Here is a 23009-nt window from a genome sequence, read left to right as displayed (position 1 = left end):
TCTTTTGTCTATAAAGTAACATTTAAACCAAATGCATACGCACGATAAAATGGATAAGTTTGTGAATTAACCCCATTTGCAACTTCCGGGTCGAATACACTCAACACTTTGGTGCTTTCCCATAAATCTTGTCCCGAGAAATAAACCCTCACGCTTTGTGCATATTTTTTCTTGATTGGCAAAGTGTATCCAAATTGAAGGTTTTTCAATCGGATATAACTTCCATTCTGCGTCCAACGATCTGAAGGTTTGTAGTTATGATCGCTTGTTTGATACATTCTTGGGAAAAATGCATTTGTATTTTCGGGGGTCCAGCGATCCATATGTATCGTCCATGGCATATTGGCTGTTCCAAAAAATGGTGCTAATGTTTCTGTTGCAATTAAAAAAGATCTTTTTAACGTACCTTGAAAAGCGATAGAGAAATCAAAGCCTTTCCATTGCGCACCTAAATCAAAACCATAAGAATAACGTGCGCTTGTTGTGCCTAGGTTTACCAAATCCCCTGGGTTGTCTGGTGTACCCCCTCCGGCGCTGATTACACCGTCGCCATTCAAATCTAAATATTTAAGATCGCCAGCCTTTGTATTGGCAAAAAATGGATAAGTAACTTTTGTTTTATATTCGGCCGCCTCTGCGTCGGACTGGAAGAAACCATCAGTTTTGTAACCCCACACAGTACCCAGCGGAAAACCTTCCAATGCATTTACCACCCCACCGGCTCCAATAGAATTTCTTCCCTCATATTTAATCAATTCATTTCGATTATCTGAAAAATTAACCCCAACACTATAGCGTACTGCACCTAACTTATCTTTCCACCTCACATCGGCTTCCCATCCAAAACTTTTTAACTCGCCTACGTTGCTGCTTGAAATTCCAACACCGATGATGCTTGGCACGTTCAATGTTGCCAACATATTCTTATTTCGATTCTGATAAATCTCTGCAGTTCCACTTAATTTCTCATTTAGAAATCCAAATTCTAGCCCTAAGTTAGCAGATTGAACCGTTTCCCAGGTTTTACTGGGTGATGGAAGTGTGTTTTGATAAAAGTAAGGTGTTCTTACGCCGTTAAAGACCAAAGCATTGCCGTTCGTTAACAAACCAATGTAGTCATACAGCCCCAATACAGAGCCATTACCCACCTGTCCCCATGATCCGCGAAGCTTAAAATTAGATACAAAGGGAAGTGAAGCTTTGAAAAAACCCTCTTCGCTGATCCTCCATCCTGCGGAAAATGACGGAAATAACTGCCACCTGTCTGATGGTGATAAACGTGAACTACCATCATTACGAACGGTGGCCTCAAATAAATATTTCTCATCGTAATTATAATTGAACCTTCCAAATACGGAGCTAAATGCCCAGGTTTCTACTAGGTCTCTATTGGTTCTATTTAATGGATCAGAATAATTTAAGCTAAAGGAATCATTGCTATAGAGAACGGTTGTACCCGCTTCAATTTCGTCTTTTCTATATTGCTCATATGATGCACCCCCTAAGAGTTTGAAATTATGCTTTTGTGCCACTTGCAGTTCATAATTTATTGTTCCCTGAAGATTATCTAGGTAGCCTCTGTTTTTGACCAAGCTTATACCATTTGGCACATTAACCTGGTTGCGGACTGTCGAAGTAGATCTTCCATACCATGCAATACTTCTTCTATTTTCTTCGTAGTTATAGCTGTCTTGATTTCTTGAAGCTATTCCATTAAAGGATAGTCCCTTAACCAGGTTTTTAATTGTGACGTCAAATTTACCGGTGAAACTTTCGTAGATGGATCTAGCGGTACCCGCATTTTTTTGGATATCAATTGGATTGATTTGCAAATCACCATTAAATGGTTGCCCAGTTGTGTCTTCGCTAGGAACAAATATTGGCTGACGGTTACGCACCCTGTATAAAGCATTGATGATGCTACCAGTCGAGAAAGAATTTTCGTTGGTAATCGTACCGATATAACCCACTACCAAACCCAAATTGATATATTTATTAACCTCAGCATTTACGTTTAACTTAAGGTTATACCGAGCATTATCATCTGGACCATAGCGCAAAACACCGTCGCGCTGATTGTAACCAGTAGAAAACAGATAGTTGAGTTCTTTATTGCCCCCACCTACCGACAGTGAATAGTTTTGCAACGCATTCACTTTACTAAGTCCTTCTTTTATCCAGTTTGTTTTACTAAAATATTCCCAACGATCGGAGGTTAGGTTTGGACGATAGTTAAAGTTCGGGTTCCTGATCCATTGTTCCATTTCAGGTGTATATTCTTTAGCCCCCGTAGCATTAAAACGAGATTCGTCAATTAATGTCTGCTCATCCCAAGCATTAAGGCGTTCTGGCTGACGGGCTGTTACGTTCATGCTATAAATAGAATTGAAACTGATCCTCGTCTTACCACTTGTACTTCTTTTGGTGGTTACCAATACCACACCCCCTGCGGCCCGGGCTCCATAAATTGCCGACGCGGCTGCGTCCTTTAAGAATGAGATGCTTTCTACGTCATCCGGATTAATTAAATTAAGATCCATTTGAATTCCGTCTACGAGAACTAGTGCGTTAGAACCATTGATAGAGTTTGTACCGCGGATACGTAAGCCAAATCCCTCACCTCCCGGCCTCCCGTTGTTGCGAGTAACGACCACCCCAGAAACTCTTCCCTGCAAAGCCGCAGTTACATTCGGTACTGGCCTGCTCATTAACTCTTCTCCACTAATTTGAGAAACTGCCCCGGTTAGGTTAACCTTCTTTTGCGTACCATAACCAACTACAACTACTTCATTTAATCCCTGGGTATCATCTTCCAAAATAATTTGAAGTGTTAATTGGCTACCTACAGTTATTTCTTGGGATTTAAATCCCACGCTGCTAAATACAATAACATCGCCTACTTTCACATCTTTTAATGTAAATCTACCCTCCCCGTCTGTAATAACCACTTTTTGAGTGTTTTTAACTTTCACTCCAGCACCTGGTACCGGTGCACCATTTGCATCCTTCACGATACCAGAAATGTCGGCAAACTTGCTTGTCTTATTTAGGTAATTAGAGATGCCATTACTGCTCAGATAACTGGCAGTAGCATTGTTTTGTAGAAAAAAGCACCCGAGAAGCGCAATAGCGGATTTCCACAAAATTCTTTTTAATAGAATTTTACTCATACGGTTTTTAATTTGGTTAGTTAATCGTCCAAAAAATTTGGCGCCGTAAATATAGAGCAATACAATTCAGAAAAACAAATAAAAAAATACGTAATTAACTGATATTTAATGTGTTACAATAATTTTAATACACTTATTTCGCAAAACATAAATTTGATAACTCGCTGTAATAATGAGTTTTACAAAAAGGAAACAAAAGTGATTTGATACGCTTTATTCGCAACGAAAAAAAGATGTGATTTTTATCAACATTTACTGGAATGGAGCTCCAGAAGTGATTTTTTTGGAAGAGTTTATCGTCGCTGCGAGTCCCGTAATGACGATTTTATTTAGGAATGCTTTCCAGTACGAGTTTACTCCAGCCTGCCTTACCTGTGCCCTTAATGTCTTTTTTACGCTCTTCCATTATCTTTTTAATTTTAGACGCATAAACCCAACAAGTGCTTTGCCTAATCCCAATCTTTTCAGACAGTTTGTGCGAAGAAATTGCGCCCTTGCTGCTGTACATCAGATACACAAGGTAAAATGCCTTATTTATTGGAATACGGTTGTTTTCGAAAATGGTGCGCTGTAAAACGGACTCTTCATAGGAACACTTAGTACATCTTCTATTGAAAGGAACTTTACCATTGCAATAGCTCGAATTATGACATTTTATACAGGTGTAGCCATGTTCCCATTTCATATCAGCTAAAAACTTATAACAGGAATCACGATCTGGATATTTTTGACTAAATTCATCAAAATCGAGTTCAGTTGCGTTTACACGAGCAGTTGTTACTTTTTCAATACTGGTTTTCAAGTTAACGTTATCCTTTTCCAGTAAAATATTCATTCTGGAAATCTCTTCGGCCTGCGCCTCCAATAAAGCATTGATGGCCAGCAACTCCTCATTTTGGTCTTCAATTTTAATGTTCTGTTGATGCAGCTCTTTCGACTTCTGTTGGACTTCCTTTGTACGCTGTTCGACTTTTATTTCCAGTTCTTTATTGATACTATCCTTAAGTTCGGCATTCACCTGCATTTGTTTAATGATCTGTTTGCGGGCAGTATCTTTCTTTCTCTTTAATATCCTTACCTGGTCTCCAATGGCAAAGGATAAGAATACCATTTCCAGTAAAAACCCGAAACTTAAACTATAATAACCCAGGGCGCCAGGAATATGTCTGGCATAACCTAAAATATGTATCACCTTTATTATGAATCCTGCAAACAGAAAAAAGTATCCCAATACAAAAAACCTTGCGGGGCGGTATTTAAGTTTCCACCAAATATAAATCCCTGTGAAAAAAGCGACTGATAAAGGAATAAACTCAATGAATTTATATTTAAACCAATCGTTATTGTAAAAAAGGCATAATAGAAAAAATACTAGGCGCAAGCCAATTATCAAATTGATTATTGAATTTATTTTAGGAGCCTTAATCTTAACATGCAAAAGTTCCTTCGTAAAAATCAATGCAAATGTGCTTAAAAAATACAAGGAAACCCCATAAGCATACTCGTTCCAAATAGGATGATTGGGCCATAAATATTGAAATGCGATGCCGTCGATGGACATTTCGTACATGCCTACACTTAAGATGTAAAGAATGTAATAGAGATATTGTTTTCGTTTAACTGCCAAGAACATGAGCAGATTATGAAAGCTAAATATCACAATCATCCCATAAAAGAAACCATAGGTTAAATACTCGGTTAAAGTATATTGAATAAATCGCTCTGTAGTTCGCAAAACGATAATAACATTCACTAAATCTTTAGATTTTAATTTAAAATAATAGGTATGCTCACCCTTTGTTGCAGTATTTATCAGAAACTCAAAATTCTTATGCTGATATAAACGCTGGTTAAAAGGTAGATCTGCCCCAGCTTTACTGCTAACATAGCCTCCGTTACCATCTGGAATAAAAGCTTCGATATGATCAGTAGTTTGGTCAAAAAACTCGAAATTAGAAGCCCTCGTTAAGTCTTTGGTATATTTTACCTTGATTTTGTACCAATACGCAGATGAGCGGTTAAAGTTCTTCGGATAGTAATTCCTATTAACTTTAAATTTGTCCTTATAAGCGTTACTGGTAATTTCATTGAAGGTTAACTGATTGCTACTATCTTCCAAAAACAGTACATCGTCGCTTCTAAAAATATGTTCTTTTATACTTTCGTTAATGACCACCACTCGCTGCGCCCTCAGGCCAAGAGTACTCAATATAACGGCACAAAAGATCCAGAAATTCATTAGTTTTTTATCAAATCAAGAAGCTCCTCGAAAGCTATTACGCTCAATTAAAGTGATATAAAAACATTACATCACCAGTATAGGCGGGCTTTTTCTCGCCCTCTATCTCTAAAATCGCTTCAATAATAACCTTGGTAATTCCTCTTAAATTAGTAATAGATTTTAGTTTGGCCTTTAAGCATACCCTGCTATCAACCACTACCGCTTGCCCGAATTTAAAACTCTCTATTCCATAATTGATTTCCATTTTAATATTACGAATGTCGGCAATCTGCTTCCATAAATATGGGATAAGCGATAAAGTGAGATAACCATGTGCAATGGTTGCTTTAAACGGTCCTTCAGTTGCCGCCCTTTCTTTATCACAGTGGATCCATTGATGATCTAATGTAGCGTCGGCAAACTTATTGATCTGTTCCTGATCTATGGTATGCCATTGAGAAATACCGATTTCCTTACCTAAATAAGTTTCAAATTCTGCGTGACTATTTACAACTAGCATAATACGATAGGTTGAGTTTTTGGTTTCTTGGATAATTATCTTTCTACGATTGTTTTCAAATCAGCTGGAGAATAGGCAATCGACTTTAAAGTTTTAAAATCTCCGTCCCGATATACTAAAAACAATCCATCAATCTCTTTATAATGCGCCGCTACATTACCTTTACTTTTGTAATGGGCGAGGGTTTCATTTGCTTCTTCAATCGTTTTACAGGCTTTGCTCATATTAGAACGATGAACTTCATCAAAGAGTTCCTTAAATTTATCGCCGAGCCCGAATTCAAGCACAGCGCCAGCCAGTACATATTGTAAATCACATAAGGCATCGGCAATTTCAACTAGGTTATTATCATCTACTGCCTCTTGCAACTCTTTTAATTCCTCTGCCAACAAAGCTATCCTTAACTGGCATCGTTCTTTACTGGGTATAGCTGCTTGCTCAACAATCGGATGTTTAAAAGTTTTATGAAATTCTGCTACTTGGCTTAATGCGTTTAAATCGTTCATTCGTTCTTATTTCTTGTGCCTAAATTATTAATATTATAACTCCCTTATCCAGATATTGCGAAAGCTGATTGGCTCGCTTTTATCACCATGAGATTGTAGTTTGATTGGACTAGCGCCATGAGCTTTGTTATATGCAGCTTTACCAATGTATTGTGTTGGCCCGGCCAGTTCAAAATTGTGCTGAATTAAAACCCCATTAAATAAAACCGTTACTTTAGCCGCACTTTTTAAACTGCCATCTTCCTTAAATACCGGGGCAGTCCAAATCACATCATAACTCTGCCACTCTCCCGGTTTACGGTTAGCATTAACAATTGGTGCAGTTTGCTTATAAATGCTTCCTGCTTGTCCGTTGGTATATGTTTTATTGTTATAAGAGTCTAATATTTGTAGTTCGTAACCTAAATCGCCACCGCCCGTAGAAGCTAAAAACAAGCCGCTGTTGCCTCTGGCCTGGCCTTCTCCGGTAATATTTGATGGAATTTGCCATTCTAAATGCAGCTGATAATTGGTAAACTTTCTTTTAGTCTCTATATTGCCGGTAGTTTTATCAACGGTAAATGCACCATTGTTAACAATCCACTTTGCGGGGCTATTATCCTTTACACTCACCCACTCGTTTAAATTTTTACCGTCAAATAAAATAATCGCATCCGATGGAGCACTGCTATTTGTTGCTCCAGGGCTTACAACAGCCGGAACAGGAGTGTAAAATTCAGTATCAGCAGGCTTTGGCTTTTCTTGTGCATTAGCAGTAATAAATTGACTGCCAGCTAGAACCATAGAGGTAATTAAAAAACATCTTTTCATCTTCAAAAATCTATCTTTCGAAGATAGTAATTAGCACCAATAAATAGAATTTAATTTCTTGTTTATTCCTTTAACCAGCTCTTCAAAATTATTTTCTGAAGTTCATTGGGCCTCGAAAGTCGTTTGATCTCGAAACTTGTCTCACTTTTCTTACCCAAGAGCATCGGAATAATTGCTTTCTTACCACGATCAAAAGTCTCGATCTTTATTCTGTCATTTGGATGATTTTGCTTTGTTATTTGATCCAATAGTGTTTTACTCGCGGGCTGACCATTGATGCTGGCAATAACCTGGTTTCTTCTAATACCTTCAATCCAAGCTGGCGAGTTCCAGTCTACATCTCTAACCCGCAAGCTATCGTTTACAACAGCCGCATGAATTCCATGCCAAGCTCCTTCCATAACTCTTGGTTTAACATCAATCGTTAGACCTGCATAATTGAGATATTTGACATAATCCGGGGTTTTCACGGTGTATATGTAGCTAAAAAATTCTGCTAATGATCCCCCAGCTGTCTGCTCACATACCTTACGAAATTCATCTTCCGTATAACCTCGGTTTTCTTTTTTATAAAAAGTATAATACAAAGTCCTCATTACATCATTTAATGATTTCTTATTCTTTGTCTCATGTCTGATCTTAAAATCGAGCAACATCCCCATTACAGGACCCTTATCATAATAGGAAACAGTTTTATTAACCTCATCCCCTATTCTGCCAAAGGGGCCGTCAGACCAAGTATCATAACTTGCCTGACTAACAGCTTGAAACAAACTTCCGGGCGATGTCTCATATTTCTTAATTGCTTGTTGAAAGTTTACCAAAATTTGTTCACTGGATTCTAGTTTAGCCCACCTTAATAACATCTCATCATAATAGGTGGTAACGCCTTCCGCTACCCAAAGCATATTGGTTCTACTACCATTATCATAGTCAAAAGGCCCCAATTCTATGGGCCTAATCCTTTTTGCATTATAATGGTGAAAATATTCATGACCCAAAAAGCTTAGAATCCCCATCCGGCCACCTGGCTTATCTAAACTCTTGGATCCTGTAAACGCCACAGCACTGGAGTTTAGGTGTTCTATGCCACCTCCACCCGGACCGATACCGATAAAAGTATAATCTTTAAATGGTATATCGCCAATTACGGCTACAGCAGCTTCAATTACCTTTTTCAAATCTGCCATAAAAGCTTCCTTATTAAAATCCCCTAATTGATAGCCGATGAAATAATGTGGCACACCCTTAACAGTAAAGAAGGGCAATTCTTCCAGCTTTCCGATTAAAATCGGGCTATCATACAAGATGTCGAAATCATTTGCATGATATGTAAATTCTTTGATCTTTTCCAGGCCTGTTGCGATCCTGTTCCAACCCCTATACGGTTTAATATGAACGGTTACAGGTACATTAATCTGATCAGCAACATGCATAAACAAACCTGTTGGCGCAATAAAAGCACGTTCTGAATTCAAATAATTGGTAGCCACAAAAGATCTATTGGTCTTTACCTCATAATTAAGCTCAATTGCCTTTACCCCTCCTGAATACACTCTCCAGGTGTTGTGGTTTGCCTTATCCCATTTGACCGGATTACCTTTTAAATCACTAATTTTTAAATTTTTAATATCATTTGCATAATTTAATATTTGATAATAACCCGGCATCCATACCGGGATCTTAAAGTCGTAATAATTTTCACTTAATCCACCACAATTCAATACAACCTGAAAAGTATTTGACTCAGGTTGCTCCATTGAAACTGTATAAACCATCTCAAGTCTCGAAGCCTTATTAGACTGGCCGTTTGTGGTACCGGAAATAAACAAAATAAACAAGAGAAAAAAACTACTGAACTTGGGTTGCATTTTCATAATACGATCCATTTTTAATTAGGCAATTAAGGTAAATAAAAGTGTCAAAATCGATTTACCACCCTACTTATTTGGTTAAAAAATGATCATGATTAGATAATATATGAAGTATTAAACCATAAGTGGAATCATAATTTTAGTTAATGTTAAATCAATAATTAAAAAACAGCTAACTCACCCTAAACCAAACCATTATGAATTTGAAAAATTACCTAAGTAGATTATTTGGCGTTATTGCGATTATGATAATTCCATGGGCTGTATTTGCGCAGACCAAAATTACCGGAACCGTTAAGGATGCAACCGGACCAATACCTGGAGTTTCTATTTTAGAAAAAGGCACCAAAAATGGTACTCTAACAAATAGTGAGGGTCAGTTTACGCTAACCTTAACTAAGCCGAGTGCGGTGCTAGAGTTTAAGATGCTTGGTTTTATAACCAAAGATCTGTCGACCGAAGGCAAAAGCTCCCTTAGTGTGATCTTAGAAGAAGACACCCGAAGCTTGAGTGAAGTCGTATTAATTGGATACCAACGTATCACTAGAAAAAAGAACACAGCGTCCATTTCCAGTATCTCGGCTAAGGAGCTTGAGAATTTACCGGCCGCAAGTTTTGACCAACTTTTACAAGGTCGTGTATCGGGTGTAAACGTTCAAAATTTTTCTGGACAGCCTGGTACCGCACCTACCGTATCAGTTAGGGGTAACTCTTTACTTAGCAGGGGCTATGACGAATTTAATGTAGTGAATTCGCCCCTCTATGTAGTTGATGGAGTACCTCAGCCTACTGAGTCTTATGTAGGTCCTGGAACAGGAACGGGAACTAACTATCTTGCCGGAATCAACCCTATGGATATCGAGTCGATCGATATCTTAAAGGATGCTTCAGCCGCTGCGATTTATGGATCAAGAGCAGCGAATGGCGTAATTTTAATTACCACAAAAAAGGGAACAAGTGGTGACCCTAGAGTGGGCATCAACACCTATTATGGTGTTACAGCACGTCCTGAATTGCGTGATGTTACTTTAGGAACCGTTGAACGTAGACAAAAATTAGCGATTTTAGAAAATCAACTTACTTATGCCGATCAAAAACAATTACCTTACCTTTTAACAGACAGTTTAAATTCTGCATTCAATGGTAATACCGATTGGCAGGACATGTTTTATCAGCAAGGAAGAATCAGCAATGTCGATCTTAACCTAAGTGGTGGTGGAAACGGTGGAATGATCTATAGATTTAGCGGCGGCGCCTATAATGAAGAAGGTATTATCAAAGCTACCGGTTTTAAAAGATATACCGGTCGACTAAACCTTTCATCAAAAGCACTTAAAGAAAGATTAACTATTAACCCGCTTGTAGCCTTTTCTCGTTCGGATAGAGCAAGAGGAAATGGTAGTTCTGGAAGTCCAATTGCTTTAGGTTCTGGCAATATGCCTTCGTCGCTTTTCAATATGGATGATGAAAAAAGGGCTTTTTTATTGGGTGAATATGACGAAAACCTTGATAAAAACATAAGCAATCAGCTCACCTTGAATTTGAATATGAGCTATGATTTTTCTCCTAATTTCAGATTTACTTCTCAATCCTCTTATAAAGGAGATAATGATAGAAGAGATTTTAATAGAGGAAATGCATTGCAAAATAATCAGGGTAATTATTCATACAGCTTTGCCTCTAATGCAATAGATTTATTAACCTCGAACTTTTTAAGCTATAACAATACCTTTAAAAAACATAGCCTTAGCGCAGTGGTAGGTCAAGACATCCAATATAACCAATACCAAACCATAACCGCATCTGGATCCAACGGTGCGTCTGACAATATTCAAGTGGTAAATGGATTTCAGCAAGCAAAAATTGGTGCAGGATCTGACTACCAAGCATATGGTTTACTATCGTATTATGCAAGGATAGCCTATGATTTCGATAGTAAATATTTATTCTCATTTAGCGCCAGAGCAGATGGATCATCGCGTTTTGGAAAGAATAATAAATGGGGTTATTTCCCTTCTGCCTCGGCAGCATGGTTGTTAAGTGAAGAAGATTTCATGAAAGACAATAAACTTTTTTCAATGGTTAAATTGAGAGCAAGTATTGGTAACTCAGGAAGCTTACCAACAAGCAATTATCTACAATACAACCTATATAACGTAAACGCAGCTGGCTATTTTGGTGGAGGAGGTTCTACCTCTTACAATGGGGTTACTGCAATTACACCAAATTTTTATGATGGGGTAGCTCAGAAAAACTTAAGTTGGCAGAAATCAATGCAATGGAACATTGGTACTGACATTGAGCTTAAAAACGGAAAATTCGCTTTCCAATTTGAAGTCTATAACAAAGAAAGTTCTTTACAACTATTTAGCGTAAATTTACCTTTAACAACAGGTTATGATCTTGCATTAACCAACTCAATAGGGGTAAGAAACTCAGGAGCCGAGGTAACGGTGATAGCCAATCCATTAAAAGCTTCCAGTAAATTTAGATGGACTACCCAATTTAACATCTCCTATAACAAAAACCGTATCATGAGCTTGCCAAATGGCGGTAGAGATTTGGTTATGGATGGGGATAGGTTTGATAAATCTCACATTCTATCAGTAGGCAGTCCGATTAATGCATTCTATTTGTATAGAACCAAAGGTGTATTTAAAAGTGATGCCGATGTACCTCAAAACCCATTCACCGGTGAGAAGTATAGAAACAGTAACGGAACGTTCTTAGGAGGTATGTTTTATTTCGACGATTTGGATGGAGATTACTTTACCGACGTGTTTAATTCAGGGATAAATCCAGACAAACTACCAATGGGGGATCCTAATCCGAAATATACCGGGGGTTGGACAAACAACTTCAGTTACAAAGGTTTTAGTTTACAAATCTTCTCTGCATTTACCTTTGATAGAGATGTACTTAATCTATTTGAAGCAGATCGTTTCTCGACTTCAACTGATGGTAATGCCGTGGCTAATTATGCACAATTTTCTTCACCAGATTATAGTAATATCGATATCTGGAGAAATCAAGGCGATGATGCCCGTTATGCCAAAGTAGACCTTGGTTCGTATCGTTATTATTATACGAGTGCACAAAGTTTTTTCTTAGAAAAGGGTGGATGGTTTAGAATCAAGAGCATAAACGTAGGTTATCAACTGCCTGCGCCAATGACAAAAAAATTAGGTATGTCCAAACTTAAAATATTCGGAATCGCTGACAATGTAGCCATGTTCCAACAATCGAAAAGACTACCTGATGCAGAAGCGGTAAATCCATACGGCGAATATAACGGGGCAGGTTATCCAATTCCAAGAAAATACACCTTAGGTTTAGAAATTCAATTTTAACTTCTAAAAGATGAAAACAATATATAAAAATTTAATTATACTAAGTACAGTGCTCATTGCAACTAGTATAACCTCATGTAAAAAACTTTTAACAGAAGAGCCTAAAAATTCTACCTATCAAGAAGTTTTCTGGCAAAATGCCAGAGATGCTCGAAGCGCGATAGCCGGTAACTATGCTTTGTTAAGAGATGCTGTTACCGATAAAGAAAACAGATATTATATGTACGGTGATGCAATAGCGAAGAGCTACTTTACCATGCAATATACCGGTGATGGTTTAGAAGGCATCCAAAATGGTGATTTCACGTTCCAATACAATGTCGAAAGTTTGGCTAATTGGACCAAATACTATAAAACAATTGCCATGTCTAACATTGTATTGGCAAACATCCCTAAAATGACCGATACGCAGCTGAAAGATGAAGAGAACCCAACTGAATTTAGAAATAGCTTAATGGGACAAGCTTTATTTATTAGAGCACTTAGTTATTTTATGATGGTGAGAGTTTGGGGCGATGTGCCATTGGTCACAGAAGCGTATGAAGATCCGATCAGCGCGCCACAATTAGGTCGTTCGCCAAGGGCAGCTGTAATGAAACAAGTTGAAGACGATTGCCACAAGGCTGCAAGCCTTTTAAGCTGGACTTACGAGAATACTGGAGACGCTAAAGTTACGGCTAACAAAGGGTCGGTTTATGCTTTATTAGCTCACTTATATCTTTGGAGAGCAACTATGACAGATGTAAGTAACAATAGTCCTATTATGGCTGATGTTAACAGTGCAGATACAACCATCAATGCAATTATCAGTCGTGGAGGTTATTCTCAGACAGATACATCGAAATATTACAATACCTTCATTGGACGCTCACCGGAAGGCATTTTCGAGATCAATATGAGTGATAATACATTAGAAGGTTCAAATAGTAGCATTGGAACACGTTTCTTAAATGGCTCATATGTGAATGGTTATGGAAACAATCCACGCAATTTCGTACTAAAAAGCTACCTAGATAATCATTTTGGTTTAGGTGGTCAGTGGGTATGGGACGGCACTCAATGGAACTGGGTTGCTCCTTTAGATAAAGGCGATGTAAGGTTTAAAAAGAACTTTGACCTTGTTGAAACTGATAAGCCAATGCTGATCAAATACTCAAACGTAATTTATCGTAATCCTGGACAACGCCTTGATGCAGTACTTAGCAATAACATGATTATCTTTAGATTGAGTGATATGATGTTGTTAAAAGCAGAGATTGCTTTATATAAAAATGACCCAGCCACAGCAACTGATATTATCAATTCGTTCAGAAAAAGAAATGGGGCTTCACCACAAGCACAAATCCCAGCGGGATGGAGCAAAGACGATGTAATGTATGAATACATTTTAGAGCGTGGAAAGGAAATGTTCTTAGAAGGACATCTATACTATGATTTACTTAGAACTAGGACTTATGAGTATTTTATTGATTGGATGAGCGAAGACAGGTTTAAACGTGAAGGGTTCTACTGGCCAGTTGATCCAGCGTTATTTAGAGAAAATCCAAATTTAAAACAAACCACTTATTGGTTAGGTAAAGTTTAATCTAAGAGAAATTAATTATGAAAAATAAAATCACCATCTGTGTACTTTTTGCACTTTCTATATTGTTTGCCTGCAAGAAGGATGATTATAAAAATGACGGCGGCAAAAGTATCGCTTACGTTGATATGACGACCTATGATTACCTAAAATCGAACAAAAAATTCGACTCTTTGGTAAAGGTAATTGATAAGGCAGGTTTAAAAGATGCCATCAATGGAAATATTACCTTTTTTGCCACAACCAACTATGGTGTAGCAGATTACGTAGCTGCCAAAAAATACAAAAGATCTGTAGAACTTGGTGATGAAAACATCAAGTTTACCATTCAGGATTTGAATGTACAAGAGCTACGCGATTCTTTAAAAACTTACATGTTTCCCGGTAAAATAAACAGAGAAGATATAACCCTAGGCGGAGTATTATATGATAGTGCATTAGGGAACATTCCTGATGTAAAATTTATGATCAAATTTAGAAGATCATATAGCTATAGCAACTATGTAAGCTTTATCGACTACGTGACCTACACTAAAGTAATTGGAACCCGAGATGATAAAGAAGCCGATCAAGCTACAATCCCGCAAAATCAAAAGGATAAAGCAGTTGATTGTCAAACATCGGGAATTATCACCAAAACGGGTATTATTCATGTGCTAGATGGTAATCATCGATTGTTTTTCAACGCTGAATCAACAGGAGGTTAAAGATGGATAATCACATTTTAAAAAATTATATGATGAAATTTAAATATATATTGGCAGCTGGGCTTTTAGTAAGCATAGCAGCATGTACAAAAATCGATGATGGTTTTCAAAGTTCAGCAATCCGTTATAAGAACAATGATATCTTCGCAAAAAGGGGCCTAATACTAACCCAATCTGACCGAATAAATGCAGATGGTTCTACGCCTCCCTATACTTTTAAGATGCTGAATCTTAGAGGTGTTGACGGAAGCCCAGCACCAAAAGAATTCTCGACTGAATATGAAGTATTAGTATTTAAAACTGGTGAATCATTTAACATTGCAACAGATACAACCGTTGCGTTGCTAGATAAGAAAAGGGAGTTGCAAAAGAAATTCCCAATGTACTTTAATGAGCAAAGTGGGCAACTAACTTTCAATAAGGCATCTGCCAACCTTCCGATTGGCAAATATGTTTTTGATGTTGAAATGACCAACCCTACTGGAACTAAAGTATTTCCATCGCTGGCAACAATCAATGTAGTTGATCCAATTGGAGAAGATTTATTTGTAGTGAACTCTACAGGTGCTGCAGGGGCCCATGATGTGACTGGTGCTTTTCTAGACATGAAAGCGCCGAAAGTAACTGCAAAGAAAATCTCTAACAATGGTGCTCGTGCTATTTTAAAGATCGTTGATAGAAATGGAGTAACCTTTAATCCGAAAGCGGGTGAAATTATTAAACGTGGCGACCGTCCTATTTTCGAAAATTACGCAAAATTTAACCCGGTATTAATTACAGATACGGCGATGATCTGCGACTTTGAAGTTGCACCATTTCCTTTAGCAAGGTATGTTACGCCTGCAACAGACTGGGGGTTTTTGATGTACTATAGGATACCAAGTCAATTTGTGAATATTGATGGGATGGCTCCTGGCCTTTACTCGGCTAATCCTAGATTTGAATTCCAATTAAAATTAGAAGGAACCTATGTAATTGAAGTTAAGTTAACTGATGTAACTAAAAAATAATCGATTTCTTTTTAAAACTTAGGCAATCACTTTGACAAATCAAATATTTGTTAAAGTGATTGCTTTTTTATATCCAAAAACTACTATCTTAACTTCATAAAATACGTTAATGAGACTATATACCGACCAAACTCGCATCTTAGTTGCAGTAGACTGTATCATATTTGGTTACGATGGCGAAAATCTAAAATTACTACTTATTAAAAGAGGCTTTGAACCTAGAAAAGATGAGTGGAGCTTAATGGGCGGATTTATTGGCGGAAACGAAAATTTATATGAGGCCGCCGAACGAATATTATATCAATTGACGGGTTTAAAGGAGGTTTATTTAGAACAACTGAAAGCTTATGGCACACCAGATCGTGATCCTATTGAGCGGACATTATCGGTTGCCTATTGTGCATTAATTGATATAAACAAATATAAGATGCAAATTAATGACCAATACCATCCCGAATGGTTTTTGCTCAATGAGCTGCCCAGGCTTATTTTTGACCATGATAAAATGGTGGATGAAGCCAAACGCAAAATAAGATATAAGGCGGCTATCCATCCTATTCTATTTGAGCTGCTACCCAAAAAGTTTACCATTCCTCAACTTCAAAAACTGTACGAGCAGGTATATGGCACTACAATTGACAACCGAAACTTAATCCGTAAAATAAACTCCAGTAAATTACTCATCAGACTTGATGAAAAAGATAAATCAAGTTCAAAAAAAGGTGCCTTTTATTTTAAGCTAGATGAAGATAAATATGAAGCTAACTTCCAAGCATTCCTTAACTTTATACCCAATCCTGGCAACCTTATAGGTTAAATCCCCCACCGATCACCCTAATGTTTGGTAAAATCTACCAGCTGTAAAGTTTGATATTCCATTGGTAACTGAGCTAGGCGCTATTACAGAGGCTGAAGATCTTCCACCCACCAAAGAAACACAAGTAACTACCCAATGTATTAAAGACGTCAATACAGCCATAGGCTTGTTAAGCTGGGACTATGAAAACCCGAGCAATAGAACCGTTAGAAATACGTAAATCGTGCAAACTAATATGTAGTGAAGCAATTTAGTAGTCAGATTACTGTGGCCGACTCCACTGTGGCTCTAGTAAACAAAAAAACAAGATCAGCCTGTTTTTGTTAACTAACTTCCGTCATTGCGAGGCACGAAGCAATCTAGTCGTGAGATTGCTTCGTGCCTCGCAATGACGTTTTTCGTTGATCAATCCTAAAATTACTAAACGAACCGTATCCACTTTGTTCACCATAAGTAGCATGATATAGGCCAATTTGAAGAGGCTTCTTGTCCATATCAGTACGTAGCACCGGACTTCCTGGTAACTCTTTCCAAGATTTGCCATCCTCACTTGATCTCAAATAAAATATATTTCCATCACGCTCAATCTGCAGATATCTATGAAAATTGAAAGCAGTATTATTATTGGTTTGAATACGACCACGGCTACCGAAATTCGTAACCATATTGCCAATCCCCCACCCCAGCATCACACTGTTTTGCAACAAACCACCGTTTTCTGCATTCCGTACCATGAGGCCTACGTCACTAGCGCCATTAGCTTTTCTTTCTTTCAAGCCACTCATATCGGTCAAATTAACTTCAGCAACAAAATTGCCACTAATGGTTTTGTATAAAAAGGGGCCAAGTGGAGTAGATCTATCCCATTTTGTATTGGTAGACGACAAGGTTAACACCCCTTCTGCAACAGCTGCCTGGTCTGCATTGCCCATCAGACCATCCCATCCGGTTGAAGAAACTCCATTCTTAAAATCAATGTTAGTACTAAAACCATTGTTAAATATCTTAAACTGATTTTTAGCGGTATTTACGTTAACATAAACCGCCGGCAGAGTTACATTGCCAAAGTTATCTCTTGCTTTAACGGTATATTGATAGGTCTTCTCTTCAATTAAACCAAAGTTCGTAAACTTTTTATCATTTATCCACCCACTGTTAAACAGCCCATCGTTGGTGGTAAAATAGTATTTCACGCCCTTGCCTGGCATTTTCGCAATCTTCGCAGACATGGTAATCATTGTTGGTGAAATAGCAATCGGTTGCTGTTCAAATTCAGCAACTACACTGGATGCAAGTTTGTGTTGCTGCCAACTTTCATATTGAGCTAATGCGGCATTGTGGCTAAGTGCATAATTATAAAGAATAAGTGAGGCAATTCCATTTTTGGAACTTTCAGCTCCCTCATTATTTGTAAAGATGTTAAAACCATTACGACTAATTTTCTCTACATTAACAATGTTCTGTTTATCGATTATGCCATTTATATAGGTTTGATGGAGGCGGCCATCAAAAGTGCTTACTACATGCTCCCATTTTCCAGTCCCCTTAATTTTTAAGCGCTTAGCGCCCATACTAAAAGTTAAGTCTTGTTTAGCCGATGAAGCAAATACCTGTGCAACGATGGTAAAAGGCTTTTCAGCTGAAGGACTAGCTTTATCAAAAGTAACTTTACCGCCATTTCCCAAATTAAGTGCAACTTTACTTTCCATATCTTCAACTATGAGAGGGTTTTCGGCTGGCACTAAATTCCCACCAGCAAAACCCTCATTTTTCCAAGCCTTTAGCTTACCATAGTCCAATGAAGTAGACTCGAAATATAAAGCCGCCTCCGAATCGTTATTTTCAGTTGCCAATTTCTTTACCTCATTTGCCGAAAGTGGAGTATCATAGAGCTTTACGGAGGCTATTGCACCCGAGAAGTAAGCATTTCGATCTGGAGTAGTACCGATATAAATCTCACTAAGCCGGTTGATAAAAAGCATTTTCCGTTCCTCGGTATCCAACACACCATCCACATACAGTCGTTCCATAGTACCATCAAACACCAATGCTATATGATGCCATTTCCCAGCTTCCGGTAATTTTTTATAGGGCATATCAGGCCAACCCATGTGGGCTACTGCACCCCAGTTTCTATTGCGGCCATAACCAACGGTGGCATTTGTTAAATCTACTCCTCCGCGTTGGGTCCAAGAAAGAATTGGCTCTTCATCCCCAATTGTTGGATTATAAACCCACATTGCTGCAGTAAAACTACTGTTTCCACTTAAAGAACCTGGTGCTTTGAAGCTGGATTTAAAATAAGACTTTCCCGGAAAAACCAGTGCTTTTTTCCCTCCGATAATATCCACAACTGGCGCCTCTGTTTGATCGGTAGAAAAAACACCTTTCACCTTACCTGCATTTAGCCATTCGCTTACACTGCTTCCAACTTTCAAAGATTTAGCGTTAAGGTCTACAATTAAACCTTGGGGAGTATATGTACGGTGATCGGCCAACTTTTTGGTAGTGGTAATTGCATTTGGGCGATACGCATCGTTATCGAAGACTTTTATGTTCCACACAGCCTTGTTTAACCCCGGATATTCAGTATCAGTAATGGTTAATTTAAGATAACGGGCCTTTACATCCCCAAAATCTATAACTGGACTTCCATGCTTCGTGTTTTGCGTTTTATCAGCGTATACTTTCCATATTTTACCGTCCACAGAATAATCAATTCTATATTGGTAATACCATGTGGCATATTCAAATTGCGTATGAATGCTCTTCACACGCTTAACAGTCCCCAAATCTAGTTCTAGCCACGAAGAAACCGTATTATTTTTTGGCTTCCATAGCGTTCCATTATGATCATCAACGGCAAAACCCGGCTTAAAATCTTCACCATAAAACGAAGAAGCTTTAACTTTTGCATTAAAAGCTAAATTAGGGAATGGGTTACTATTTTTAGCTAAATAACCTACTCCTTCATGAGTTGGATTAATTTTAACAATATTTCCTTCCGAATCAAATTCCATCTTATCGGCTACAACTTGTCGGTGATAGCCACCTTCGTTATTCGGATTATTGTGCCTATGATATATCATGTAAAAGTCGGCACCTTGCTGTAAAACGGACTGATGTCCAGGCCCATGAACTGTGCCATCTGCATTGGTAGAAAGCACCGGATTGTTCTTTCCGAACACGAATGGTCCCATTGGCCCGGTTTTACTCATTACATACTGAACCCTATAGGTACCATCTTCACAACGACCAGAAGAGTAGGTTAAATAATAAATACCATTCCTCTTAAACATAAATGGGGCTTCGAAAAAATCCTTCGCCACCGTATTGGGAATTTGTGCTAACTGCGCAAAAGACTTCATATCAGCATTCATTAAACCCACCCCACAACCATGGTTAGGGTAAATGCCCCAAGTACCCCAATACATGTAGAATTTTCCATCATCGTCTCTAAAGGTCTGCCCATCGAGCGTAATCACATTAGGAACTAAAAAATTGGGTACTATTGGCTTTCCTTCTGGCAATAAGGAGGTCCACGGACCCACCGGCGTATCGCCCACTGCTCCAAAAATTTCTACCGGCTGGCAATAGTAAATGTAATACTTACCATCGTTTCCTTGTGTTACATCTGGTGCCCAGTAATGATGGGTTGTTGGCCAGTTCATATCTTGCAGCGACCAGTTTACAAAGTCTTTCGACATCCATACCTGCGATGGACCGAAACCTCCTCCATTCCCATCCGTCGTTGCATAGATATAATAGGTATCGCCAAACTTTTTCACAGTTGGGTCGGCAAAATAACCTGGAATAATAGGGTTTCCTTTACCCGGCTGTTGATGAGTTTGAGCAAGCAAAGCTGTACTGAAACAACACAAAATTAATAGAACTAAGTATCGTAGCATAAGTTGTTGTTTTGGAGGTGGCATTCGTCTTTGAGTGGTTATTCGCCATTGCGAGGTACGAAGCAATCTCCTTTCTAATGGTGTGCTGTAAGATTGCTTCGTACCTCGCAATGACGATGAAACCGTTTGTATTTACCCACGACGTTAACGTGTTGCAGTTTGATTATTTCGGCTAGGTAGCTCAATGTTGAGCAAATGTTTAATAAAGAACTCACGTTTTCTGCGCCTTCCGTACGTACCGCCATCGCTATGTCCCATTCCTGGAATAGTTAAAATCTCGAAATCCTTATTTGCCTTAATGAGCGCATCGCCCATTCGATAAGTCGATTCTGCCGGTACATTCTCATCCGCTTCACCAACAATAAGTAAAAGATCTCCTTCCAATTTATGTGCGTTGGTTATATTAGATTGGGCTGCATAATGTGGACCAACGGGATATCCCATCCACTGTTCATTCCACCATTGCTTATCTACCCGGTTATCATGGCAACCGCAGGCTGAGACTGCGGTTTTATAAAACTCAGGATGGAACAACAAAGCACCCGCCGAATTTTGTCCACCTGCAGACGTTCCGTAAACACCAACCCTGCTAATATCAGCGTAGGGATACTTTGTAGCCATTGCTTTCATCCACGCAATCCGATCAGGAAAACCAGCATCAGCCAGATTTTTCCAAGCCACATCATGAAAAGCTTTTGAACGATTAGCTGTACCCATTCCATCAATTTGCACTACGATAAATCCCAATTCTGCAATACTCTGCATTTCACTAACAGGCATAAAATTTTTAGGCACAAAACTGTCCTGCGGACCCGCATAAATATTTTCTATAACCGGATAAGTTTTATTAGGATCTAGGTGGGACGGCCGACAAATTACGCCCCAAATATCCGTAATACCATCTCTTCCCTTTGCCATAAAGGGTTCTGGTAATTTAACACCGGTTGCAAGGTACGCTGCTGCGGAGCCCCTCTCCACTTCCATTAGTTTCTTGCCGTCGGCAACTCGTCTGAACTCCATCACTGGTGCAATATTAACCTGAGAATAGGTGTCGATATAATATTTTTTATCAGGGGTATAAGTAACCGTATGATTTCCTTTTTCTGGTGTTAGATCTAACATTCCCTTCCCATCAAAACCAATGCGGTAATAATGGATATAATAAGGATCTTCATTGGAATTTACTCCGCTTGCTCTAAACCAAAGCTGACGTTTAACTTGATCGACACTATCGACATTGCGCACCACCCAGTTTCCCTTAGTAATTTGATGCTGTTTACCCGTTATACCATTCACCAAATAAACATGTTGCCATCCATCTTGTTCACTTGTCCATATAATCTCATTTGTTTTAGGCAAATAACTGGTAAATACTCTGTTCTGGTAAATAAAAGTGTTAGTTTTCTCGTCAACTACATTTCTCGTTTTCCCCGTTTGGGTATCAACTTCGATAATTCTAAAGCGCTGATGCCCACGGTCAGTTTTCTCATAGGTATAGTATCTATTGTTCCCCTCTCTCCATTGAATTCGCGGAGGACCATTTAAATCTAATATGTCGGTTTCAACTTTCGTCTGTTTCTTTGTGGCAATATGAAAAACGAAAGGCTCATAAGAACTAAATTCATCGCCCGGTTGCGCATAAGGTCTGGTTTTTAATTCTCCCCTCGTTGTACCTGGAACTGAACTAAGGATATAGCTAATTTCCTTGGTTTTAACAGGGTTGCTTTTATAAGCTACTAAGGTTTTGCTATCGGGCGACCAAACGCCATATCCGTAAGGCTTTTCAGCGGTACCATCCGTTGTTAATTGTGTTTGCAAATTGGTCGACAGCTCTTTTATAAATAAATTTCCTCCCTGAAAAGCAATTTCCTTTTTTCCATCGGGAGATTTCAAATTCGGGCCAAACCTTCCACGTCCCCTTCTATCCTGAAAAGATGGTCTTCTATTGTAATTGGCATATACTGTATCCGTAGTTGGGGTAGCATTATAGCTCGATAAATTGACCTGAAACCACTCCCCCTCGGCTTTTAAAGTTAACACTGTGGCGTTCTTATTGAAAAACATTTCGCTTATCCTCAATCGTGCGGCCTCTTGTTTCTTCCCAGATGCTGCCCCCAGCACCTGTGCTAATTTGTGGTGGTCGAATGCGACCTTTTTTGTTCCTGCAAGTGGGTTTACATAGACATACTCCCAATTCCTTCCCGGCAAATTCTTTCTATAATAAAACGAGGTTTTATCTTGTTGCCAAAATGGAACGATACTATTGTTAGCCGCAACATTTCTTAATGCCGTATCAAGGGAACTCGCTTGCTTCATCACTTCTAAAAACTCAGCAGTAAAAGGTTTAAACGGTTGAAGTGCAGTCTGCTGCGCATTTGCACAAAAACTCATGCCAGAAATTAGTAGGAAAAGCGCAGGTTTTAAGTAAGAAATTCGTTTCATATCATTATTCGTTTGTTGTTGTCATTAGTCTGCTAGGCATAAAATTCTACTTCATTCTCATCTGTCGTCCGTCATTGTGGTCTTATCATCCG

The 23009-nt window shown here is 38.6% G+C and carries 14 protein-coding genes; 6 read left to right on the top strand and 8 right to left on the bottom strand.

Annotated features, from left to right (window positions below; genetic code table 11):
* Positions 1-8: 8 nt before the first annotated feature.
* The 6 genes from BM207_RS05115 to BM207_RS05090 all read right to left on the bottom strand — a co-directional run bounded on the left by BM207_RS05115 (position 9) and on the right by BM207_RS05090 (position 9104).
* Positions 9-3170 (bottom strand): SusC/RagA family TonB-linked outer membrane protein, encoded by a 3162-nt coding sequence (locus BM207_RS05115; protein WP_090992530.1) that lies wholly within the window; start codon positions 3168-3170, stop codon positions 9-11.
* A gap of 325 nt (positions 3171-3495) precedes the next feature.
* Positions 3496-5409: a 7TM diverse intracellular signaling domain-containing protein gene (locus BM207_RS05110; protein ID WP_090992476.1), complete on the bottom strand. Its 1914-nt coding sequence runs from the start codon at positions 5407-5409 to the stop codon at positions 3496-3498.
* Positions 5410-5452: 43 nt separating this feature from the next.
* Positions 5453-5911: a MaoC family dehydratase gene (locus BM207_RS05105; protein ID WP_090992475.1), complete on the bottom strand. Its 459-nt coding sequence runs from the start codon at positions 5909-5911 to the stop codon at positions 5453-5455.
* A 35-nt stretch (positions 5912-5946) separates the two neighbouring features.
* Entirely contained in the window at positions 5947-6417 is a 471-nt protein-coding gene (locus tag BM207_RS05100) for a pyrophosphohydrolase domain-containing protein (RefSeq protein WP_090992474.1), read from the bottom strand.
* Between the two features lie 33 nt (positions 6418-6450).
* Positions 6451-7227 (bottom strand): 3-keto-disaccharide hydrolase, encoded by a 777-nt coding sequence (locus BM207_RS05095; RefSeq protein WP_090992473.1) that lies wholly within the window; start codon positions 7225-7227, stop codon positions 6451-6453.
* Positions 7228-7289: 62 nt separating this feature from the next.
* Positions 7290-9104, bottom strand: coding sequence for a M61 family metallopeptidase (locus BM207_RS05090; RefSeq protein ID WP_177217057.1), 1815 nt, complete (start codon positions 9102-9104; stop codon positions 7290-7292).
* Positions 9105-9298: 194 nt separating this feature from the next.
* Between BM207_RS05090 and BM207_RS05085 the strand changes: the two genes are divergently transcribed.
* From BM207_RS05085 to BM207_RS19085, 6 genes are all read left to right on the top strand, one after another.
* Positions 9299-12451, top strand: coding sequence for a SusC/RagA family TonB-linked outer membrane protein (locus tag BM207_RS05085; RefSeq protein ID WP_090992471.1), 3153 nt, complete (start codon positions 9299-9301; stop codon positions 12449-12451).
* A 10-nt stretch (positions 12452-12461) separates the two neighbouring features.
* Positions 12462-14036 carry a RagB/SusD family nutrient uptake outer membrane protein gene (locus BM207_RS05080; RefSeq protein WP_090992470.1) on the top strand — a complete coding sequence of 525 codons (1575 nt, stop codon included), beginning with the start codon at positions 12462-12464 and terminating at the stop codon, positions 14034-14036.
* A 17-nt stretch (positions 14037-14053) separates the two neighbouring features.
* Entirely contained in the window at positions 14054-14740 is a 687-nt protein-coding gene (locus tag BM207_RS05075; protein ID WP_090992469.1) for a hypothetical protein, read from the top strand.
* Positions 14741-14769: 29 nt separating this feature from the next.
* Entirely contained in the window at positions 14770-15750 is a 981-nt protein-coding gene (locus BM207_RS05070; protein ID WP_177217056.1) for a DUF5007 domain-containing protein, read from the top strand.
* A 109-nt stretch (positions 15751-15859) separates the two neighbouring features.
* A complete protein-coding gene (locus tag BM207_RS05065) occupies positions 15860-16567 on the top strand; it encodes an NUDIX hydrolase (protein ID WP_090992467.1) in 708 nt (235 codons plus the stop codon).
* 61 nt (positions 16568-16628) lie between these two features.
* Positions 16629-16787, top strand: coding sequence for a hypothetical protein (locus BM207_RS19085; protein ID WP_177217055.1), 159 nt, complete (start codon positions 16629-16631; stop codon positions 16785-16787).
* A 139-nt stretch (positions 16788-16926) separates the two neighbouring features.
* On the opposite strand, the gene BM207_RS05060 is transcribed toward BM207_RS19085, so the two are convergent.
* Together BM207_RS05060 and BM207_RS05055 are read right to left on the bottom strand one after the other, a co-directional pair.
* Positions 16927-20475 (bottom strand): family 43 glycosylhydrolase, encoded by a 3549-nt coding sequence (locus BM207_RS05060; RefSeq protein ID WP_177217054.1) that lies wholly within the window; start codon positions 20473-20475, stop codon positions 16927-16929.
* Between the two features lie 144 nt (positions 20476-20619).
* Positions 20620-22917, bottom strand: coding sequence for a S9 family peptidase (locus tag BM207_RS05055; protein WP_245768029.1), 2298 nt, complete (start codon positions 22915-22917; stop codon positions 20620-20622).
* Between the last annotated feature and the right edge of the window lie 92 nt (positions 22918-23009).

This window comes from Pedobacter insulae (genome assembly GCF_900113525.1).
GTDB lineage: Bacteria > Bacteroidota > Bacteroidia > Sphingobacteriales > Sphingobacteriaceae > Pedobacter > Pedobacter insulae.
This window is presented reverse-complemented; position numbering and strand designations above follow the sequence as displayed.